Origin of the sequence: Mesorhizobium sp. M1182 (assembly GCF_040318335.1) — a bacterium.
GTDB lineage: Bacteria > Pseudomonadota > Alphaproteobacteria > Rhizobiales > Rhizobiaceae > Mesorhizobium.
Map to the genome: position 1 here is coordinate 406,163 of NZ_JAMYMD010000002.1, position 20,450 is coordinate 426,612.

General features: G+C 63.0%; 19 protein-coding genes. 7 read left to right on the plus strand and 12 right to left on the minus strand.

Translation table 11 applies throughout. The features are described 5' to 3' along the window. Positions 1-283 precede the first annotated feature (283 nt). From NKH33_RS04525 to NKH33_RS04535, 3 genes are all read right to left on the minus strand, one after another. Complete coding sequence (locus NKH33_RS04525; RefSeq protein ID WP_352918320.1) at positions 284-538, minus strand: hypothetical protein; 255 nt, start codon at positions 536-538, stop codon at positions 284-286. Between the two features lie 43 nt (positions 539-581). Continuing rightward, positions 582-1,202: a ribonuclease D gene (locus NKH33_RS04530; protein WP_254816792.1), complete on the minus strand. Its 621-nt coding sequence runs from the start codon at positions 1,200-1,202 to the stop codon at positions 582-584. A 103-nt stretch (positions 1,203-1,305) separates the two neighbouring features. Continuing rightward, positions 1,306-2,691, minus strand: coding sequence for a M20/M25/M40 family metallo-hydrolase (locus tag NKH33_RS04535; RefSeq protein ID WP_352469412.1), 1,386 nt, complete (start codon positions 2,689-2,691; stop codon positions 1,306-1,308). A gap of 442 nt (positions 2,692-3,133) precedes the next feature. On the opposite strand from NKH33_RS04535, the gene polA reads away from it, so the two are divergent. Next, a complete protein-coding gene (gene polA, locus NKH33_RS04540) occupies positions 3,134-6,082 on the plus strand; it encodes a DNA polymerase I (RefSeq protein WP_352469411.1) in 2,949 nt (982 codons plus the stop codon). 320 nt (positions 6,083-6,402) lie between these two features. Then, positions 6,403-6,657 carry a type II toxin-antitoxin system RelE/ParE family toxin gene (locus NKH33_RS04545; RefSeq protein WP_352918322.1) on the plus strand — a complete coding sequence of 85 codons (255 nt, stop codon included), beginning with the start codon at positions 6,403-6,405 and terminating at the stop codon, positions 6,655-6,657. Positions 6,658-6,724: 67 nt separating this feature from the next. Here NKH33_RS04545 and NKH33_RS04550 read toward each other — a convergent pair whose 3' ends face one another. Next, a complete protein-coding gene (locus NKH33_RS04550) occupies positions 6,725-7,129 on the minus strand; it encodes a Fur family transcriptional regulator (RefSeq protein ID WP_023675234.1) in 405 nt (134 codons plus the stop codon). 211 nt (positions 7,130-7,340) lie between these two features. Between NKH33_RS04550 and NKH33_RS04555 the strand changes: the two genes are divergently transcribed. The 3 genes from NKH33_RS04555 (at position 7,341) to NKH33_RS04565 (ending at position 10,702) form a co-directional block, all read left to right on the plus strand. Next, the gene (locus tag NKH33_RS04555; RefSeq protein ID WP_352918324.1) at positions 7,341-9,542 is read left to right on the plus strand and encodes a caspase family protein; all 2,202 of its coding nucleotides are present in this window, start codon (positions 7,341-7,343) and stop codon (positions 9,540-9,542) included. 102 nt (positions 9,543-9,644) lie between these two features. Beyond that, positions 9,645-10,025, plus strand: a complete 381-nt coding sequence (locus tag NKH33_RS04560) for a hypothetical protein (RefSeq protein ID WP_352474870.1) — start codon at positions 9,645-9,647, stop codon at positions 10,023-10,025. After that, complete coding sequence (locus NKH33_RS04565; RefSeq protein WP_352918326.1) at positions 10,022-10,702, plus strand: DUF4760 domain-containing protein; 681 nt, start codon at positions 10,022-10,024, stop codon at positions 10,700-10,702. The genes NKH33_RS04560 and NKH33_RS04565 overlap by 4 nt, the downstream gene beginning before the upstream one ends. Here NKH33_RS04565 and NKH33_RS04570 read toward each other — a convergent pair. After that, the gene (locus tag NKH33_RS04570; protein ID WP_352918327.1) at positions 10,683-11,765 is read right to left on the minus strand and encodes a trypsin-like serine peptidase; all 1,083 of its coding nucleotides are present in this window, start codon (positions 11,763-11,765) and stop codon (positions 10,683-10,685) included. The two genes, NKH33_RS04565 and NKH33_RS04570, sit on opposite strands and share 20 nt — an antisense overlap. Before the next feature lie 390 nt (positions 11,766-12,155). On the opposite strand from NKH33_RS04570, the gene NKH33_RS04575 reads away from it, so the two are divergent. After that, entirely contained in the window at positions 12,156-13,244 is a 1,089-nt protein-coding gene (locus tag NKH33_RS04575; RefSeq protein ID WP_352918328.1) for a S1 family serine peptidase, read from the plus strand. A gap of 91 nt (positions 13,245-13,335) precedes the next feature. Here the strand turns inward: NKH33_RS04575 and NKH33_RS04580 are convergent, their stop codons facing one another. Further along, positions 13,336-13,686: a hypothetical protein gene (locus NKH33_RS04580; protein WP_352613085.1), complete on the minus strand. Its 351-nt coding sequence runs from the start codon at positions 13,684-13,686 to the stop codon at positions 13,336-13,338. 190 nt (positions 13,687-13,876) lie between these two features. On the opposite strand from NKH33_RS04580, the gene NKH33_RS04585 reads away from it, so the two are divergent. Further along, positions 13,877-14,173: a DUF2934 domain-containing protein gene (locus NKH33_RS04585; RefSeq protein ID WP_352918329.1), complete on the plus strand. Its 297-nt coding sequence runs from the start codon at positions 13,877-13,879 to the stop codon at positions 14,171-14,173. An 82-nt stretch (positions 14,174-14,255) separates the two neighbouring features. On the opposite strand, the gene mgrA is transcribed toward NKH33_RS04585, so the two are convergent. The 6 genes from mgrA to NKH33_RS04615 all read right to left on the minus strand — a co-directional run bounded on the left by mgrA (position 14,256) and on the right by NKH33_RS04615 (position 20,378). Then, a complete protein-coding gene (mgrA, locus tag NKH33_RS04590; RefSeq protein WP_352918330.1) occupies positions 14,256-15,302 on the minus strand; it encodes an L-glyceraldehyde 3-phosphate reductase in 1,047 nt (348 codons plus the stop codon). A 129-nt stretch (positions 15,303-15,431) separates the two neighbouring features. Then, positions 15,432-16,580 carry a Gfo/Idh/MocA family protein gene (locus NKH33_RS04595; protein ID WP_352918331.1) on the minus strand — a complete coding sequence of 383 codons (1,149 nt, stop codon included), beginning with the start codon at positions 16,578-16,580 and terminating at the stop codon, positions 15,432-15,434. 12 nt (positions 16,581-16,592) lie between these two features. Continuing rightward, positions 16,593-17,339: a sugar phosphate isomerase/epimerase family protein gene (locus tag NKH33_RS04600; RefSeq protein WP_352918332.1), complete on the minus strand. Its 747-nt coding sequence runs from the start codon at positions 17,337-17,339 to the stop codon at positions 16,593-16,595. A gap of 105 nt (positions 17,340-17,444) precedes the next feature. Then, positions 17,445-18,557 carry an ABC transporter ATP-binding protein gene (locus NKH33_RS04605; RefSeq protein WP_352918333.1) on the minus strand — a complete coding sequence of 371 codons (1,113 nt, stop codon included), beginning with the start codon at positions 18,555-18,557 and terminating at the stop codon, positions 17,445-17,447. Positions 18,558-18,562: 5 nt separating this feature from the next. Next, a complete protein-coding gene (locus tag NKH33_RS04610; protein ID WP_023675222.1) occupies positions 18,563-19,492 on the minus strand; it encodes a carbohydrate ABC transporter permease in 930 nt (309 codons plus the stop codon). Next, positions 19,485-20,378, minus strand: coding sequence for a carbohydrate ABC transporter permease (locus NKH33_RS04615; RefSeq protein ID WP_352474879.1), 894 nt, complete (start codon positions 20,376-20,378; stop codon positions 19,485-19,487). Before NKH33_RS04615 ends, NKH33_RS04610 begins: the two co-directional genes overlap by 8 nt. Positions 20,379-20,450 lie beyond the last annotated feature (72 nt).

Below are 20,450 nucleotides of genomic sequence, written 5' to 3' on the forward strand. Positions count from 1 at the left end.
CTGTCTTCCCCATGCCTATGGCGTTGGGGTTGAAGACTAGATGCGGCGGTTTAAAGGCGGGTTAAGTCGGGAAAAATCGAAGTAAACTGTATTCAGTCGCTTGCCGAACGGCTGCGGCCCGCGACAGCGCCAAAGCCGGAAATGAAAAACCCGCCTCGGCGGGCGGGTCGTTGGAGCCAATGAGCACCATAGCGAAATTAGTAGCATAGCTGCCGGCACAAAGCAAGAACAAAATGCGCGTTGCCTCAGAATAATCACTTCAGTTCGGCGGTTGCGACAACCCTCAGTCGTCGGCATCCGCATCGTCGGAGGCCGCCGGCCGCCAGCTGATCGGCTCGATCTTCCTTTGCGTATGGCCGTCCGTATAGGCCCACCAGCCAGCGTCGCTTTCGTCCCAGTCGCCGCCTGCCGCCTTCAGCCGGTCGAGCGAACGGTATTGCGCGATGCTCTCGTTCATCACGCCGTCGCTGTCCTGCCAGTAGACGGTGACCTTGGAGCCGTCCCTGGGTGCCGTTTCGATTGGTTTTCGCGCAGCCATTTCAATTCCTCCCGGCCGACGGCGTTAAAGTGCATGAAGGCCATTAGCTGTGGGCGAAGATATCCTCCTCATCCCAGCCCATCAGGTCGAGTTTCGCACGCGTCGGCAGGAAGCGGAAGCAGGCATCGGCCTCCCTGGTCCGGTTGTCGCGCGCCAGACGCGCGCTCAGCACGTCGCGCAGCCGGTGCAAATAGAGCACGTCGGAGGCGGCATATTCGAGTTGCTCGGGCGACAGCGTCTCGGCGGCCCAGTCCGATGATTGCTGCGCCTTCGACAGGCCGATCCCGAGAAGCTCGAAGCAGATGTCCTTCAGCCCGTGCCGGTCGGTGTAGGTGCGCGTCAGCCGCGACGCGATCTTGGTGCAGAACACCGGCTCCGGCATGACGCCGAAGGCGTTGTAGAGCACGGCGAGATCGAAACGGCCGTAATGGAACAGCTTGGTGATGCTGCGGTTCTTCAGCAGGCTGACGAGGTTCGGCGCCTTCTTCTGGCCGGGCGCGATCTGAATGACGTCGGCCGAGCCGTCGCCCGGCGAGATCTGCACGACGCAGAGCCGGTCGCGATGCGGGTTCAGCCCCAGCGTCTCGGTGTCGATGGCGACCGCCCCGACATCGTAATGCAGCAGGCCGGGCAGATCGTTTTTGTGGAAACGTATGTCGCTCATCGTCTTCTCCGGTCGCGGCCCCGTGCAGCGATGCGCGACGGACCGTGCCCGTCCTTGCCGCGATCCGGCGAAAAATCAACAAAAACTTGAATCTGGCGTAATTTCAGCGTGTCAGCGCCTCGAGAATGCGCGCCCAGGAGCGCTGGCCCTTGTGGAAGGAGCTCATCTCGTACTTCTCGTTCGGCGAGTGGATGCGGTCGTCGTCGAGGCCGAAACCGACGAGCAGCGACTCCATGCCGAGATAAGTCTGGAAATCGCCGACCACCGGGATCGAGCCGCCGCTGCCGGTCACCACCGCCGGCTTCGGCCATTCGTCGGACAGCGCCTGCTTGGCCTTGGCGAGGAAGGGCGAGTCGTAGGACAGCTGGATCGCCGGCGAGCCGCCATGCGGATGAAATTCGACCGAGCAGTCGGCCGGAACGCGCTGCCTGGCAAATGCCTGGAAGGCGGCGCGGATTTTTTCCGGATCCTGTTTGTGGACCAGGCGGAAGGAGACTTTTGCCGAGGCTTGCGCGGCGATCACCGTCTTGAAGCCCTTGCCGGTATAGCCGCCGATAATGCCGTTGAACTCGGCCGTCGGTCGCGCCCAGGTCAGCTCGAGCACCGAGCGGCCCTTTTCGCCGGACGGAATCGACAGGCCGATCGGGCCGAGGAAGGTCTCGGCCGTCTCGCCGAGCGACAGCCACGACTGCAATATCTGCGACGGCGTTTCCTCGACGCCGTCATAAAAACCCGGAATGGTGACGTGACCATCCGCATCGTGGATGTCGGCCAGGATCTTTGCCAGGATGCGGATCGGATTGGCGGCCGCACCGCCATAGAGCCCGGAATGCAGGTCGCGGTCGGCGGCAGTCACCGTGATCTCCTCGCCGACCAGCCCGCGCAGCGAGACGCAGATCGACGGCGTATCGCGGTCCCACATGCCGGTGTCGCAGACCAGCGCGAAATCGGCCTTGAGCTCATCCGCATTCGCCTCGAGAAACGGCTTCAGGGACGGCGATCCGGACTCCTCCTCGCCCTCGAACAGGATTGTGAAGCGGCACGGCAATCCGCCATGCACCTGCTTCCACGCGCGGCAAGCCTCGACGAAGGTCATCAGCTGGCCCTTGTCGTCGGCCGCGCCGCGGCCTGTGATCACCTTGTGGCCGGGCTCGATCTCCTTGACCGCCGGTGCGAACGGGTCGCTTTCCCACAGCTCGATCGGATCGACCGGCTGCACGTCGTAATGGCCGTAAAACAGCAAATGCGGCGCGCCCGCCGGCCCATCGTGATGCGCGACCACCATCGGATGCCCCGGCGTGTCGCGCACGCTGGCGTCGAAGCCGATCAGCTTGAGCTCGGCGACCAGCCATTCGGCGGCCTTGCGGCAGTCGGCGGCGTAGTCCGGATCGGTGGAGATCGACTTGATGCCGAGCAGGCCGAACAGGCGTTCCAGGCTCTGGTCGAAGTTCTTGTCGAGGCGGTCGAGAACAGGGGAAACTGCGGACATCTGGCGGGCCTTTCGATTCTGGCGGCGAATCTAGAGCCCATGTTGCGAAACGGAAAGCCCGCGACCGTTGGGCCACAGCTTCCTGTCCAAAGGCAAAAAAATGCCGCCGTGGTGGAGGGAACCACGGCGGCCTCTACTCGAAACGATGCGGCAGCCCGGAGAGGGGGGATAGGCTGCCGCAAGTGTCCGGAATAGGCGGGGGACGGGCCTTGCTCCGGACTTCGGCGAAAACTGCCGATGGCGTTTATCTGTGTCTGCGAACGTGGCGATTCAAGGGCACAAAAATTACACTTTTGTAACATAGGCGTGAGCGAACAAAGCTCCGGCCAGGCCGCATGGCAGGCCAGGCTCGCACGCCATTTGTCAGGGTGTTGCCGGAACCCTTGGCAGAAGCCGCCTTTGGCATGGACCGCGGCGCTGCGCCGCGCTATTCCCTCGTGCCATGAAAAAAGGCGATCATCTCTTCCTTGTCGACGGCTCCGGCTACATCTTCCGTGCCTATCACGCGCTGCCGCCGCTGTCCCGCAAGTCCGACGGGCTGCCGACCAGTGCCGTGCTCGGCTTCTGCAACATGGTCTGGAAGCTGACGCAGGACGCCCGCAACACCGATGTCGGCATCGTGCCGACGCATTTCGCCGTGATTTTCGACTATTCGTCGAAGACCTTCCGCAACGACCTCTACCCCGAATACAAGGCCAACCGCTCGGCGCCGCCGGAAGATTTGATCCCGCAATTCGGCCTGATCCGCCAGGCGACCAGGGCCTTCAACCTGCCATGCCTTGAGACGGAAGGCTACGAGGCCGACGATTTGATCGCCACCTATTGCCGGCTTGCCTGCGAAGCCGGCGCCGACACCACCATCATCTCTTCCGACAAGGATCTGATGCAACTGGTCGGCCCAACGGTTGCCATGTACGACCCGATGAAGGACCGCCAGATCGGTGTTCCCGAGGTGATCGAGAAATGGGGCGTGCCGCCACAGAAAATGATCGACCTGCAGGCGCTGACTGGCGATTCGGTCGACAATGTGCCGGGCGTGCCCGGCATCGGGCCGAAGACGGCAGCGCAATTGCTCGAACAGTTCGGCGACCTCGACACGCTGCTCGCCCGCGCCGGCGAGATCAAGCAGGACAAGCGGCGCGAATCGATCATCGCCAATGCCGACAAGGCACGCATTTCGCGTGACCTGGTGAGGCTGAAGAACGACGTGCCGGTGACCGAAGGGCTTGACGAATTCGTATTGCATGCGCCGGACGGCCCCAGGCTGATCGGCTTCCTCAAGACCATGGAATTCTCGACGCTGACCCGCCGCGTGGCCGAAGCGACCGGAACCGACGCCGGCGACGTTCCAGCCACCCCCGTCACCATAGAGCGTGCCGATACCGCGCATGGCCCCGATATGGGTTTTGGCGTGCCCGCGGCCGCCGAGAGCGCACCGCCGTCGGACGAAGCGGCACTCGAAGCTCCGGCCGCAGCCAAGCAAGGCGACACCCCATCCCTGCTTTCGGCGCTTCGCCTGGAGGCTGCCACCGCCCGCAAGATCGACACCGGCGCCTACACCTGCATCCGCGACGCCGCGACGCTGAAGGCCTGGATCGCCGAGGCGATGGAGAGAGGCATCGTCGCCTTCGACGTTAAGACGTCCTCGCCCGATCCGATGCGGGCCGAACTGATCGGCCTTGCCATGGCCGTCGCGCCCGGCCACGCCGCCTATGTGCCGCTTGCCCACAAAAACGGCAATGGCGACCTGCTCGGCGGCGGCGCGGTCGAAAACCAGGTCCCGATCCGCGACGCGCTGGCGTTGCTCAAGCCGCTGCTCGAGGACAAATCCGTCCTCAAGATCGTGCACGACATGAAATACCGCCTTGTCGTCATGAGCCGTCACGGCATCGAGATCGGCCCCTATGACGACACCATGCTGATCTCCTACGTGCTCGAGGCCGGAACCCACGGTGGCCACGGCCTGGAAGCGCTGGCCGATAAATGGCTCGGCCACGCGACCATTCCGCTGAAGGAACTGGCCGGTTCGGGAAGAAGCTTCGTCGGCCTCGATCAGGCCGACCTCGGCAAGGCGACGGCTTACGGGGCCGAGCACGCCGACGTCGCGCTCAGGCTCTGGCAGGTGCTGAAGCCACGGCTTGCCGCCAAGGGCCTGGTCTCGGTCTATGAACGGCTTGAACGGCCGTTGGTGCCGGTCCTGGCACGGATGGAGCAGCGCGGCATCTCCGTCGACCGGCAGATCCTGTCGCGGCTCTCCGGCGAACTGGCACAGGGTGCCGCACGGCTCGAGGACGAGATCTACCAGCTGGTCGGCGAACGCATCAACATCGGCTCGCCAAAACAGCTCGGCGACATCCTGTTCGGCAGGATGGGTCTGCCCGGCGGTTCAAAAACCAAGACCGGCCAGTGGTCGACCTCGGCGCAGCTTCTCGAAGACCTCGCCGCCGAAGGCCACGAATTGCCGCGCAAGATCGTCGACTGGCGCCAGCTGACCAAGCTGAAATCGACCTATACCGATGCGCTGCCCGGCTTCATCCATCCCGACACCAAGCGCGTCCACACCTCCTACGCGCTTGCCGCGACGACGACCGGGCGGCTGTCGTCCTCGGATCCCAATCTGCAGAACATTCCGGTGCGCACCGTCGAGGGTCGAAAGATCAGGACGGCCTTCATCGCCGACAAGGGCAACAAGCTGGTTTCCGCCGACTACAGCCAGATCGAATTGCGCGTGCTCGCCCACGTCGCCGAAATCCCGCAGCTCAAGCAGGCCTTCGCCGATGGCGCCGACATCCACGCCATCACCGCGTCTGAAATGTTCAACGTGCCGGTCGAGGGCATGCCTTCGGAAGTGCGCCGCCGTGCCAAGGCGATCAATTTCGGCATCATCTACGGCATTTCGGCCTTTGGCCTCGCCAACCAGCTGTCGATCGCGCGCGAGGAAGCCGGCGACTACATCAAGAAATATTTCGAGCGCTTCCCCGGCATCCGCGACTATATCGATGCGACCAAGGCCTATGCCCGCGAGCACGGCTTCGTCGAGACCATCTTCGGCCGCCGCATCCACTATCCGGAGATACGGTCGTCGAACCCTTCGGTCCGTGCCTTCAACGAGCGCGCCTCGATCAACGCCCGCCTGCAGGGCACCGCCGCCGACATCATCCGTCGCGCCATGATCCGTATGGACGAGGCGCTGGAAAAAGCCAGGCTTTCTGCCCGCATGCTGCTGCAGGTGCATGACGAGCTGGTTTTCGAGACGGTCGAAGCCGAGGTCGAGGCGACGATCCCGGTCGTCTGCCACGTCATGGAGAACGCCGCCATGCCGGCGGTATCGATGTCGGTGCCGCTGCACGTCGACGCCCGCGCAGCCAACAACTGGGAAGAGGCGCATTAAGGCGGGCCACAGAGCCATGTTCGGTTCAAGGTTCACGAGCAGCAGCGGTATGCTATAGTGCCCGTATGATCACCAAGGCACTTGAGAATCTGGTAAGGCATGCGGAAGCTTGGCCTCGCGAAGACCAGGAGGAGCTTGCTGATTACGCCCGCGTCATCGAGGCGCGGCGGACTGGCGTGTATGCGATGTCGGAATCAGAGCGCAGCGCGGTCACAGCGGGCCTAGCAGAGGCCGATCACGGCACTTTCGTAGATGAGGATACCGTTCGCGCGGCCGACACCCCCCGCAGGCTATGAAGGTCCGATTTACGCGGCAAGCCTTTGCCGAACGCGAGGCAATTTTCAAACTACCTCGAAGAGCGGGCGCCTCAGGGCGCCCTTTCAGTCATTTCTCGGATCCACGCTGGGATTTCGCGACTTGCCGAATTTCCCGAAAGCGGTCACGCGACCGACATCCCTGGCGTTCGCGTCCTCTTCATAGGCCGCTACCCTTATAAGGTCTTCTATCGTGCCCGTGCCGACGCAATTGAGATCCTGCACATCCGGCATACCTCAAGGAGACCCTTTCCCTACTGAGCCGATCCGGGAACACCCGGCGAGGGCTCGGAAAACCTTGCTCCGCCTTCGCCGCGTTGCTCCGGCCTCAAGCCGCCTCGGCCAAACACTTCGCACATGTCCCACGAAACTCGATCACCGCCTTCTTGGCGGCGAAGCCGGTCGAGCGCACCCATTCGTCGAGCCGGTGGCCGACATCATGGTCGGAGAACTCGGTCACCTGGCCGCAGGTGTCGCAGATGGCAAACGCCGTCATCGAATGGCTGTGGTCGTGCGGCTCGGCACAGGCGACGAAGGAATTGAGGCTTTCGAGCCTGTGCACGAAGCCGGATTTCACCAGCGTGTCGAGCGCCCGGTAGACCTGCAGCGGCGCGCGAAAACCGCGCTCGCGCAATTGGTCGAGCAACGTATAGGCGCTGAGCGGGCCGCTGGCGGCCTCGAGTTTCTCGAGCACGCAAAGCTGGTTCTTCGTCAGTACATCCCTTGCCGCCATGATCCCGTTCCAAGCCGCTCCGTGCCGATCGCTGCCATTAGGCATGCAATCCGGCCTCTTCCACTGAGATAGCGACGAACTGCCTTTTTTGCTACTGTTTCTATTCGCAGCCGGTGGTCGGCTGGCCGGCGACGCCATATTCAAAATACTGACAAAATCCTCGGCCAGGCTGGCCGTGCTTGGAAATTCGATCGGGCTTGGGGAAGCAATCATGATCAAAGTGACGCGGCGGACGCTGCTTGCCGGCACGTCCGCGCTGGCCGCTGCCGGCCTGGTGCCGTTTCGGGCATTCGCAGCGGCGCGCACCTACCATGCGCTGCTTGTTGCCTGCACCGATTACCCGAACCTGCCGAAGAAAAACTGGCTGATCGGACCGAAAAACGATGCCGGCCTGGTGCGCGATTACCTCCTGGGGAACACGCCCGCGCCGGTAAAATTCCTGGCCGAAAACGTCACGCTGCTCGCCAAGGATGTCGAAGGCGCCAACGGACCGCCGACACATGCGGCGATCAAGGCGGCGTTGGCCGATCTTGCCGCCAAGGTCCAGCGCGACGATTTCGTCTACCTGCATTTGTCCGGTCACGGCGCGCAGCAGCCGGCAGCGAACAAAGGCGACGAGACGGACGGCCTCGACGAGATTTTCTTGCCGTCCGACATCGACAAATGGGTGCACCGCGAAAAGGGCGTGCCCAATGCGTTGGTCGACAACGAGATCGGCACCGCGCTCGACGCTATCCGCGACAAGGGCGCCTTTGTCTGGGCCGTATTCGACTGCTGCCATTCCGGCACTGCGACGCGCGCCGCCGAGGTCGACGACGAGTTGGAACGCAAGGTCGAGTTCGCCGATCTGGTCGGCGGCGACGACGCTGCCAGGGCGGCTGCGGTGAGAGCCTATGACGAGATTGCGTCGGCCGCGCCACGCGGCTTTGACGAGGACGGGCAGCGCAAGCCGGCCTTCAAGCTGACGCCGACCGGCGCCGAGCCGACCAGCAAGGGCAAATTGGTCGCCTTCTACGCGGCGCAGACGGTGGAGACGACGCCCGAGATGCCGCTGCCCAAGGGCACGGCCGATGCACCGCGTTTCGGCCTGTTCACCTTCACCATCCTGTCGAAACTGGCCGAGAACCCCAACATCACCTATCGCCAGCTCGGCCAGGCCGTGCTGCAGCAATATTCGGCGGACGGCCGCACCCGGCCAACGCCGCTGTTCGAGGGAGAACTCGACGCACGCGTCTTCGGCACCGACAAGACAGACGCGGTCATGCAATGGCCGATCGTCATCGAGAACGACAAAGCCACGATTGGCGGCGGGTTGCTGCATCGCCTCACCCTGGGCAGCAGGCTCGCAATATTGCCGTCGGCGCTGTCGCCGCTGTCCGAGGCGCTTGGCTATCTCCAGGTTCAGTCGGCGAAAAACCTGGAAAGCCGGGTCAAGCCGGTCGAGTTCGGCGGCAAGCCGGCGCTCAAGCTGGCCGATATCCCCGCCAATGCCTATGCACGGCTGGCCGAGCTCGCCGTCGACTACAAGCTCGTGGTCGCGCGGCCGGCAGCGGCCAAAGGCCTCGAGAAAGAGGCCGCGCTGGCGAACTCGGTTCTCGACGAACTGGCGGCCAGGAAGAGCTCAGGGTTTCACATCGCGCTGGTCGAGCCGGGCAAGAGCGCAGATCTGCGTCTCGCAGTGCTGCGCGAGAACGCCATTGCCGGCACCGCAGCAGATGCCACCGACACGCCGGCGCTGTGGTTCCTGCCGGCTTCGGGCGACATGACGCTCAAGGACGGCAGCAAGCCGCCGTCGATCGTCATTCATCCGGACGGCCGCGAAAAGTTGATCGAGGCCGCCGCAGGGAATCTGACGAAAATCTTCCGCGCCATCGGCCTGTCGAGGCTGGCCGCCGCCTCCGATTATCGGCCGGAAAAGGTCAGCGTCGAGTTCCGGATCAAGCGTTTTGACAGCGACACGCTGCAGCCGATCGAAGCGTCGACGGTGCCGCGTGTTTCGCCCGACGATCAGGTCCACGTACTGGCCAGGAACGGTTCGACCAACCTGGTCGACATCAACGTGCTCTACGTCGGCTCCGACTATTCCATCCAGCATTTTCTTGCCGAGCGCCTGACCGAAGGCGCCGTGCTCGAGGAAGGCCTGTTCAAATTCACCGACACCAGCTTCGGCATGGAGCGGATGATCGCCGTCTTGACCGAGGCGCCGCCGCAGAGCGAGAAGCAGGATCTGAGCTTCCTGGCGCAAGAGGGCGTTGTCTCGGTAACGCGGGGACTGGGACAGCCAAGCTTCGCCGACATGCTGGCCGATATCGGCATGGCCCCGGCGACGCGGTCGGCCATGCGGCTGACCGACGACAAGGGGTCGAAGGGCGCCGTGATGATTTTTCCGATGGAGACGGTGCCGCGCGCCTGAGGCGCGGTCAGGTGCCCGGCCGGGCCTCTTGCCTAATCGGCTGATAATGAACATTCTTCGACCACCGCTGTCGGCGGCCGAACGGAACGGGTGAGGGCGTTCGTGAACAGGATCGTATTTTCGTGGCGCGCAACAACCGCCGGCCTTGTCGCCGGGCTGTTGCTGGCCGCCAATGCTTCGGCGGACGAGGCTTGCGGCCTCTGCGCCAAGGAGGTCGTCATCAACTCCGAACTGGCGAGCTGCTTTCTCGACCAGTACGACCGGATCGCCAAAACCGGCAACACCGCCGTTGTCGTCGATCTCAGCAGCTGCGCGTCGCGCGGCGTGGTCGAGCCGTTGCCGTCGCCGGGCAAGGCGCAGGTGGAGCCTGACGTGCAGTTCATCGTTTCGCGCACGCAGCTGGATTGCCTGAAGAAGAAGCTGGAGACGCCGGGCATCGTGCTCGACCCGTCCGCCACCATAGAACTGGACAGCTGCGGATGACGAAAGCGGGGGGCAACGCAACGCAGCAGGCAGTGACGGCGCCGGTACCGCAAAAGAAGCCGGTGTCGCTGCCGGAAACCGTCGAAGGCCTGCCGTGGGTGAGCAATCACGAGGTCAAGAAGGAGGCGAACCCATTCACCGATCGCGACTGGCGCATGCTCGTCTATGCCTGGTCCGGATTGCTGGTGCGCCTGGCGATCATCTTCACCTTGATCTTTTCGGTCTACCAGTTCCTGGCGAACCAGGAGCAGAAGCGCGTCGAGCAGACGATGTCGCTGGTCGAGCTCTGGGAAAGCAAGGATTACCAGCAGGCGCAACGGGCCCTCAAGCAACGCCTGGCGGCGCTCAACGCCAAATACGGCAATCTGCTCAGTGCCAATCCGACGCCGACCGAGGAACAGGTGTTCAGACAGCGCATCGGCATCGAAGCGATGAGCGCTACCGGCGGCGACATGCCGCTTGCCGACTTCAGCGACAATTTCGACCGCGTCGTCTATTTCCTCAACCGCCTTTCCTTCTGCGTCGAAGGCAGGCTGTGCTCGCGCGACGTCGCCGACTCCTATTTCCGCGACTATGCCGCTTCCTTCTGGAGCTATTTTGCCGGCTATATCGACAAGGAGCGCAAGGCCGGTTCACCGAGGCGGAAACTCTGCAGGCCTATTTGTACAGGCTGTTGATCCACTGGACGTTGATGGCGTTCAGACGCACGGCGGTATTGGCATCCGGGCTCTCGGCCACGTTCACGCCGGTGATGACGCGCTGCTTGGAGCCATTGTCATAGGCATAGACCGAGCTGCCGCTCGACCCGGGATAGGTGTCGCAGTCGTACTGGAAATACTCGGTGGCGATGTTTTCGGCGTGCACTTCGCAGGTCGCCTTCCACATCGTGCCCATCGGCTTGTCGCCGGGATAGCCGATGATGTTGGCGGTGAAATCGCCGAGGTCGTCATAATTGGCATAGCCGAGCCAGCCGAGGTTGGTGCCGACATCCTGCTTCAGGGTGACGATGCCGAGATCCCACGGCACGACCGAGCCGTAAAAGCCCTGGTAATTGTCGATGAAGCCCTGGATGACATAAGCGCTTTCATAGGTGAAGGCGCCGAACGGCGCGTCGTCGGCAGTCTTGCCGTTGAGAGCCGGCACGAACAGGATATCGTCGAGCCAGGCCTTGTCCTCGTGGCTGTAGAGGCAGTGCGCCGCGGTGAGCACCGTGCGCGGGCCGATCAGCGTCGCCGAGCAGCTGCCATAGCTGCCGCTCTTCGATTTGCCTTCGAGATAGCCGATCGCGGTGAATGGGTAGGTTTTGGTATTCTTGATCTGCTCGCGGTCGTCCGTGCCGAACACCTGACGGCCAGCCTCTTCGCCTCCGCTCAGTCCGGAATTGTCGGACTTCTGCCCGTCGGCGGGCGCGTTCATGTCCTTGATGACAAGGTCCTTCAGCGTCTCGTTCGGGTCAATCTTGATGTCCTTGCCATCGGCGGAGCGGCCGACAATGCCATAGGATTTGACGGCCGTTGCTTCGTCGGTGAGCGGCGCGGCGCGGTTGGCCTCGTCGTCGGTCAGTTTCGGCGGGGCGATTGGTTTCGCCCGGCCGGGCTTGTAATCGCCCGATGTTAAATCCCGCATGCTTTCGCCGTTGCCGGCATTGGCGGAACCTGGATCGGCAGCCAAGGCAGGAACCGCCCACATTGCGGTGGAAAGCAACGCGGACGCAATAATGCTATGTGTCAGTTTTGTCATGGTGAGACTCTCCCAAAAGTCAGCAAGGACTGGATCAAGATACAGAAATATTGTCGAGATCGTGGTGGCGCAAAAAAATGAAATTGGTTACCGGTGCCTTTACCGGGCCATTATTCAGTGCAGCCAGTTTAGGTCCCCGCCAAAAATGCCTGCAACGGTATACTGCCTAAAATAATCCAACATTGGCAACGACAAATTGCTTCCACATAGCCCGTGGGGGGCTATAGGATTTTGGGCGGGTTGGCTCGACAGCACGACTAGCAGAAATGGTGCTCGGCTTTGTGACGGATCGTGCTTCGCCGTGGAGCATGATCTCACCGGCCGGCTCCATTTCAGTGGACCATGCGTCGGCGACTGACCTGTCGGGAACATCGTCTCAGGGGGTTCGAGGTGAAGATCATCCATAGGTTCAGACCGATTGCCGCCGCCGCGCTGCTCGGCATCGCGGCGGCCTTGCCGGCCGTCAAATCCGTTCATGCCACGGACGCGGCCGCTCGGCCGGAGGCGGCGATCTCGCCGATGAAACGCGTGGCCGAGGCCAGGGCCAAGGCCAGGGCGGAGAACCCCGACGGCGCCGATCGCGTCTACGGCGGCAAAGAGGCCGAGAAGGGCGCTTACCCGTTCCAGGTGGCATTGCTGACCACCGGCAAACTGGACAAAAGCCCGGCGTCGCAGGCGAATGCGCAGTTCTGCGGCGGCAGCCTGATCGCGCCGCAATGGGTGCTGACGGCGGCGCACTGCCTCAATGACGACGGCGAGCCGATTTCGCCTGATGTGGTCACCGTGCTCACCGGCGCCACCGATCTGAGCGAGGGCAAGCGCTACAAGGCGGTGGAGATCATCGTCAACGAGGGCTACAGCGAGCAGACGCTGGACAACGATCTCGGCTTGATCCGGCTGGCCGCGCCGGCCGATGCCCCGACCATCAAAATTGCCCGTGAGCCGACACCAGACGCCGGCAAGACGACGGTCACCGGCTGGGGCAAGATGCAGGACGGAACGTTTCCCACCGCACTGATGGTCGCCGACCTGGACCTCCAGCCGAACGCAACCTGCAACAGCGGCATCAAGGCGATTTATGCGCATGATTTGAAGGCAGCGCTCGGCGAACTCGCCCGCCGCATGCGTTATTCGGAAAGGGGCATCGAGGCGGCCGCCAACGCGATTGCGGCCGATATGGCCGATCCGCTGACCGGCAACATGATCTGCGCCGGCACGGCCAGCGGCGAGCGCGACGCCTGCAATGGCGACAGCGGCGGACCGCTGTTCATGACCGGCGCCGATGGTCCGGTGCAGGTCGGCGTCGTCAGCTGGGGCGAAGGTCCGGCCGACGGCGGTACCGCGTGCGGCCACAAGAACGCCTACGGCATCTACACGCGGCTGGCCAATTACACCGGCTGGATCGAGGAGAAGATGAAGACGGCGGCGCCCGCAGCGCCCAAAGCCCTCGGCACGGCGCAGAAGCCCGCCACGCGCTGACCGGTGTCATTGCTGAACCAATGAACAGCGGGAGCAATCCCTCTGTTTCTGTCCCAAAACCCGGTTCTGTCCCAAAAACCTGGGGTCGGGACTAGAACCAGCGATCGCGGCGCTGATCTGTGGCGGCCAGGGTGAGGCCGAGTAGCGCTCCTACGGCCGCTCCGAGGATGAATGCCGACGATATTGTGCCGGGATTCTCCTGGACCACCCCCGACACCGTCTGCGCCCTGTTGCGCAGGGCTTGTGCTGTCCGAGAGGCGCGCTCGGCAGCGTTGCCATACCAATCGCCGGCGTCCTCGATCGCCTCTTCCGCGCGTTCCGCCAAGGTTCGGTTGATCTTGCTGATCTCGCGCCTCAGCTGCGCGACCTGCTTCTCCAGGGCTTCCTGAGCTTCACGTTGAGTCATCTTCGGTGCTGCGGATTCGTTTGGTTCGTCGGCCATTGTAATCTCCTTTGCTCAGGCTCGGCTCAACGGCCGGCCCACTGTGCAGGTTCCTCCGCAAAACGCGTATGTCCGGTGTTTGTTCGGTGAGAAACCGGCTTTTGTCCGGCATGTCTGCGAATTCGGCATCAACATCGGATCGTTCCGGCGCTCCCCGCGTTGGTGAAAACGCCACAAGGGAGGAACCGCCATGGACGACGATCGGCATGAAAAGATTCGGCAGCGAGCCTATGAAATCTGGGTACGCGAGGGCCGCCCGGATGGCGCGCATGAGCGTCATTGGCAGCAGGCGAAGCAAGAGCTTGGCCTCGACGACGCGGACGGTCCGGCGGGAACGATCGCCAGCTCCGACGTTCTGACGGTCGAGGCACTGGCGATGCGCACCGGGATAACCGGTGATCAGGCGCAAGAGCTGATCGATAGGCTGGGCAACGACAGGGCGACGCTCGAGCAAGCCGCGCGGAACCTCAAGGCAGCCGAAAGTTAGCCGCTGGCCACCGTGTCGAAGACAGCTACCAGTTCGCGCTGCCGCGTCTTTTCGATGAAACCGGACCGCAGACCGTCGTCGCCTACTTCCTCGGCGGCCCCTTGCGCTCGGCCGATGCCGCCCAGAGATTGATGTCCGACTCGCGGGCAAAGCTGTCGATCTCGGCGAGCTCGGCATCGCTGAAGTCGAGCGCCTTCAGCGCGCCGACGCAATCCTCGACCTGTTCCGGCCGGCTGGCGCCGATCAGCGCCGACGTCACCCTGCCTCTGCGCAGCACCCAGGCCAGCGCCATCTGCGCCAGCGTCTGGCCGCGGCGACGGGCGATGACGTTCAGCGCCTCGATATTGGCGATCGACTTGTCGTTGATGAATGCCGGGCGCAGCGACTTGCCCTGGCTGGCGCGGCTGCCATCGGGGATGCCGCCGAGATATTTGTCGGTCAGCATGCCTTGCGCCAGCGGCGAGAACACGATCGAGCCGACACCAAGCCCCTCCAGCGTATCGAGCAGGCCATCATCCTCGACCCAACGGTTGAGCATCGAATAGCTCGGCTGATGGATCACGCAAGGCGTGCCGAGCTGCTTCAATATGTCGGCGGCCTCGCGGGTGCGCTGCGAATTATAGGAGGAAATGCCGGCATAGAGCGCCTTGCCCGAGCGCACCGCGTGATCGAGCGCGCCCATCGTTTCCTCCAGCGGGGTGTCGGGGTCGAAGCGGTGCGAATAGAAGATGTCGACATAGTCGAGCCCCATCCGCTTCAGGCTCTGGTCGAGGCTGGCCAGCACATATTTGCGGCCGCCCCACTCGCCATAAGGCCCTGCCCACATTTCGTAGCCGGCCTTGGTCGAAATGATCAGCTCGTCGCGATAACCGGCAAAGTCCGTCCGCAGGATCTCACCAAACGCCCGCTCCGCCGAGCCGGGCGGCGGGCCGTAATTGTTGGCGAGATCGAAATGCGTGATGCCGAGATCGAACGCCCTGCGCGCGATCGCCTGCTTGGTTCTATGCGGCGTGTCGTCGCCGAAATTGTGCCACAGCCCAAGCGAGATCGCCGGCAGCTTCAGGCCGGACCGCCCGCAGCGATTGTAGACCATCTTTTCGTAGCGGTTTTCGGCGGGGACATACGGCATGGGAAATCCTCAAATCGAAACGAGCCCGACGGCTGCCGCCGCGACGGTGGGGCAGTCGAGCTTGCCACCCTTAGCCTCTCCCCGCGCAAACGGGGAGAGGCTTTTTGCGGTGCTTGGGAGGCGCGCCGCCTACTTGGTTTTCTTCTTCGCCAGCAGCTCCTTCGCCGCCTTGACGCCGAGTGCCGCGGGCCGCTCGCAGCTGGTCTGCATGGCGACGAACTTTCCGGTCTCGCCCGAACGCAACAGTCCGGTCATGACGTCGACGGCATGCAGCGCCAGTTCCATCGAGCAGCGGTGCGGCCGACCTTCCCTGATCGCGATCGCCATGTCGGCCAAACCGGCGGTGCGGTAGTTGGCCATCATGCCTTGCGAATGCATCTCGTTGGGCACGCCGAACGGATGCGGCCATTTCGGCAGCTTCTTCACCGGCTTGGCGGCCTCGGTGAAACGCACGCCGCCGCCGAAGAAATTCGGATCCGGCACGAACACCGTGCCCGCCTCGCCATAGAGCTCCATGGGCGCGTGGCCGTGGCTCCAGACATCCCAGCTGGTGTTGAGCGTCACCACGGCGCCGTTCTCGAATTCCAGCACGCCGTGGATCGTCGTTGGCGTGGAGACCGGGATCTTTTCGCCGGCGCGCGGCTTCGAGCTGATGATGCGTTCCGTCATCGGGATCGAAGCAAAAGCCGCAACCCGCTTCACCGGCCCGATCAGCTGGATCAGGTTGGTGATGTAATAGGGTCCGATGTCGAGCACCGGCCCGGCGCCCGGCTGGAAGAAGAAGTCCGGATTGGGGTGCCAGTGCTCCATGCCATGGCTCATCACATGACAGGTGCCGCTGGTGATCCTGCCGAGCCTGCCGGTGTCGATCAGGTCGCGGACAAGCTGGTGCGCGCCGCCGAGGAAGGTGTCGGGCGCCGAACCGATGCGCAGCCCCTTGCTTTCCGCCCGTTTTTTCAGGTCGAGCCCTTCCTTGACCGACAGCACGAAGGGCTTCTCCGAATAGACGTGCTTGCCGGCGTCGAGGATCTGCTTCGAAACCTCGTAATGCACCGCCGGAATGGTCAGGTTGACGATGATGTCGATATCGTCGGCCTTGAGCAGCCCCTCGACGGTCTCGGCGCGCAGCTTGAACTCTTTTGCCCGCGCTTTCGCCGCTTCCATGTTGATGTCGGCGCAGGCGCGCATCTCGATGCCGCGAAACAGCGGTGCCAGCGAGAAATACGCCTTCGAGATGTTGCCGCAGCCGATGACGCCGATGCCAAGTTTTGTTGCCATGCTGGTGTGCTCCTAATAGGTCTTGGCGGCTGCGATCGAGCGGCGGGCGAAGCGCTCGATATCATTGGGATTGTCCTGTTCCATGACGTAGTATTTCGCGGCGCTTTTGGCGCGTAGCGCCTTGATCTGGCCGGGCCAGTCGATGGTGCCGTGGCCGACGTCGGACCAGCCGTCCTCGTCGAGGCCCTCGCCCGGCTTGGCCAGGTCCTTGACATGGACGGCGACGATGCGCTTGCCGTGCTTCTCGATCCAGGGCAGCGGATCGACGCCGCCGCGCACTACCCAGGCGACGTCCATCTCCCAGCCGATGTCGGGCGCGGAGGACAGGATATGGTCCTGCGGCACCGAGCCGTCGGCGAGCGCCTTGAACTCGAAATCATGGTTGTGCCAGGCAAAACCATAGCCGGCCTTCCTGGCCGTCTCGCCGACCTTGGCCAGGCGTTCGCCGAAGCCGCGCCAGCCGGCTGTGTCGGCCGGCCTGAACTCGGCATTCAGGAACGGGCAGATGAGCAGCGTGATGCCGAGCGCGTCGGCCGTCCTGCGCACGCCGTCGAAATCCTTCTCGAGCGCGTCGATCGAGAAATGCCCGGTCGGCATGGCGAGCCCGTTCTTGTCGAGCTCGGCACGGAACGCCTTGGGATCGTCATAGACGCCGCCGAACCCTTCGACTTGGCTGTAACCAAGCTCCCCCAGCATCTTGAGCACGCCCTCCCAGGGCTGGAAATTGCGGGCGCTGTAAAGTTGGAATGACCAGTTCATCGTCTCTGTCCGTTTTCTTGTGGATGGTTAGTTTTGGGGGGATGAGTCTTGCGGGAGTGGAAGAGTCTTGGGGAGTGGGAGAGTCTTGGGAGGCTAAATCATGCTCTAGAGACGGTTACCTGTGGCGGCGTCGAAAAGCGAGGCGCGCATCGGGTCAAAACCGATGCCGACCGCCTCGGCGTTGTTTGGCGTGCGCTCGGCCGTCACCCGCACCGTGAAATTCTGGCCGGCGAGCTTCAGCCAGACCAGCGTGTCGGAACCCATGGGCTCGACGACCTCGACATTTGCCGTGGCTGCGAACGGCCATCCCGTGCCGCTGTTGAACGCCACGTGCTCGGGGCGGATGCCGAACACGGCCGGCCCTGGCACCGGGTCCTTCTCGAAAGCATAGGTGGCAAGCGGTATCCGCACATCCTCGGCGACGAAGTGCCAGTCGCCTGCCGCCTCCTCCAGTCTGCCGTCGAGGAAGTTCATTGCCGGCGAGCCGAGGAAGCCGGCGACAAACCGGTTGACCGGCCGGTTATAGATGGTCTGCGGCGCATCGAGCTGCTGGATGACGCCGCCCTTCATCACCGCGATACGGTCGGCCAGCGTCATCGCCTCGATCTGGTCGTGGGTGACGTAGATCATGGTGTTCTCGAGCTTGCGGTGCAGCAGCTTGATTTCGACGCGCAATTCCGCGCGCAGCTTGGCGTCGAGATTGGAGAGCGGCTCGTCGAACAGAAAGACATCGACGTCCCGCACAAGTGCGCGCCCGATCGCCACGCGCTGGCGCTGGCCGCCGGACAGCGCCGCCGGCTTGCGATGCAAAAGCGGTTCGATCTGCAGGATCTCGGCGGCCCGGGCGATGCGCTTGGCGATCTCGTCCTTGGCGAGGCCGGCAACGCGCAGCCCGAACGACAGGTTCTTCTCCACCGTCATCTGCGGATAGAGCGCGTAGGACTGGAACACCATGCCGATGCCGCGATCCTTGGGCTCTTCCCAGGTGACGTTCTTGCCCTTGATGAAGATGCGGCCTTCGGAAACGTCGAGCAGCCCGGCAATACAGTTGAGCAAGGTCGACTTGCCGCAGCCGGACGGGCCGAGCAGCACGATGAATTCGCCTTCGGCAACATCGAGGTTGAGCGTCTGCAGCACCGATATCGCACCGAAATTCAGCGACAGGTTCTGGATCGAGACGCTGGTGCCGTTTGCCGCAATGCTGCCGTTTGCGTTCATCGCCATCATCCTTTCACCGCGCCGGCGGCGATGCCGCGCACAAACAATTTTCCGGACAGGAAATAGACGATCAGCGGCACCAGGCCGGTCAGGATGGTGGCTGCCATGTTGACGTTATATTCCTTCACGCCTTGCACCGAGTTGACGATGTTGTTGAGCTGCACCGTCATCGGATAGGTGTCGGGGCGGGTGTAGACGACGCCGAACAGGAAGTCGTTCCAGATGCCGGTCACCTGCAGGATGATGGCGACGACGAAGATCGGCAGCGACATCGGCAGCATGATGCGGAAATAAATGCCCCAGAAGCCGGCGCCGTCGACACGCGCTGCCCGGAACAGCTCCTCCGGCATGGAGGTAAAGTAGTTGCGGAACAACAGTGTGAGGATCGGCATGCCGAAGATGGAATGGACGATCACCAGGCCGCTGAGGCTGCCGTAGAGGCCGACTTCGCGCAGGATGATGACGATCGGATAGATCATCACCTGATAGGGGATGAAGGCGCCGACGATCAGGATGATGAAGAAGGTGTCGGCACCTTTGAAGCGCCAGTTGGCAAGCGCATAGCCGTTCACCGAGGCGAGCGCGATCGACAGGATCACCGACGGGATCGTGATGCGCACCGAATTCCAGAAGCCACGCGACAGCCCGTCGCAGTTGAGCCCGGTGCAGGCGCTCGACCAGGCCTTGACCCATGGCTCGAAGGTGATCTCCATCGGCGGCGAGAAGATGTTGCCGAGGCGTATCTCGGGCATGCCTTTGAGCGACGTCACCACCATCACATAGAGCGGCAAAAGATAGTAGAGCGCCACCACGATGAGCGTGCCGTAGAGGAAGATGTTGCGGCGCGAGAACATATGCCGCGGCTTCGGCCCGCTCGGCCCGTACGCTTCGAGCGTGCCGGGGCCGGCCGGCAAGGAAACGGTATGGTCAGACACGCTTCTTGCCTCCAAACTCGAGATAGGCCCACGGCACGATGACGATGATCACCGACAGCAGCATCATGGTCGAGGCGGCGAACCCCTGACCGAGGTTCTGGGCGAAGAACATGTAGTCATAGACATATTTGGCCGGGACTTCGGAGGCGATGCCGGGCCCGCCGCTGGTCTGGGCGACAACCAGGTCATAGATCTTGACGATACCGGCAGCGATGATGACCAGCGTGGTGATGAAGACCGGCCGCATCATCGGTATGATGATGAACAGATAGGTCTTCCAGGTCGGTATCCCGTCGACCCGCGCTGCCTTCCAGATATCCTCGTCGATCCCGCGCAGGCCGGCCAGCATCAGGCACATGATGAGCCCGGTGCCCTGCCAGAGAGCGGCGATCAATATGCCGTAGATGACGATGCTGGAATCATAGAGCGGATTGAAGCTGAAGCTCGTCCAGCCGAGGCTGCGCACCACTCCCTGGACACCGAACTCGGGGTTGAGCAACCACTGCCAGACGAGACCGGTGACGATGAAGGAGAGGGCGAAGGGATAGAGGAAAATGGTCCGGAACGTGTCCTCGAACCGGATCTTCTGGTCGAGCAGGGCGGCAAGCAGGAAGCCGATCACCAGCGAGAACAGCAGCGACAGCACGCCGTAGATCAGCAGGTTCTCGATCGAGACCAGCCAGCGCGGCACCGACCACAGCCGGTAGTACTGGTCGAGCCCGACGAAATTCAGCCGTGGCAGGAGCTTCGAACTGGTGAAGGAATAAAGCACCGTCCACGCGCTGCCGCCGACAAAGATCACCAGCGCTGTGAGGATCATTGGGATCGAGGCGATCTTCGCATTGAGGTTGCGAAAGAGTTGGCTAGGGCGTTCGCTCTTGCTCATCTGCACAGCCGCTTTGGATCGGGTAAGGGCCGGAGGGTCAAGAGGCCTTGACCCGAGCTCCCGACCCTGCGT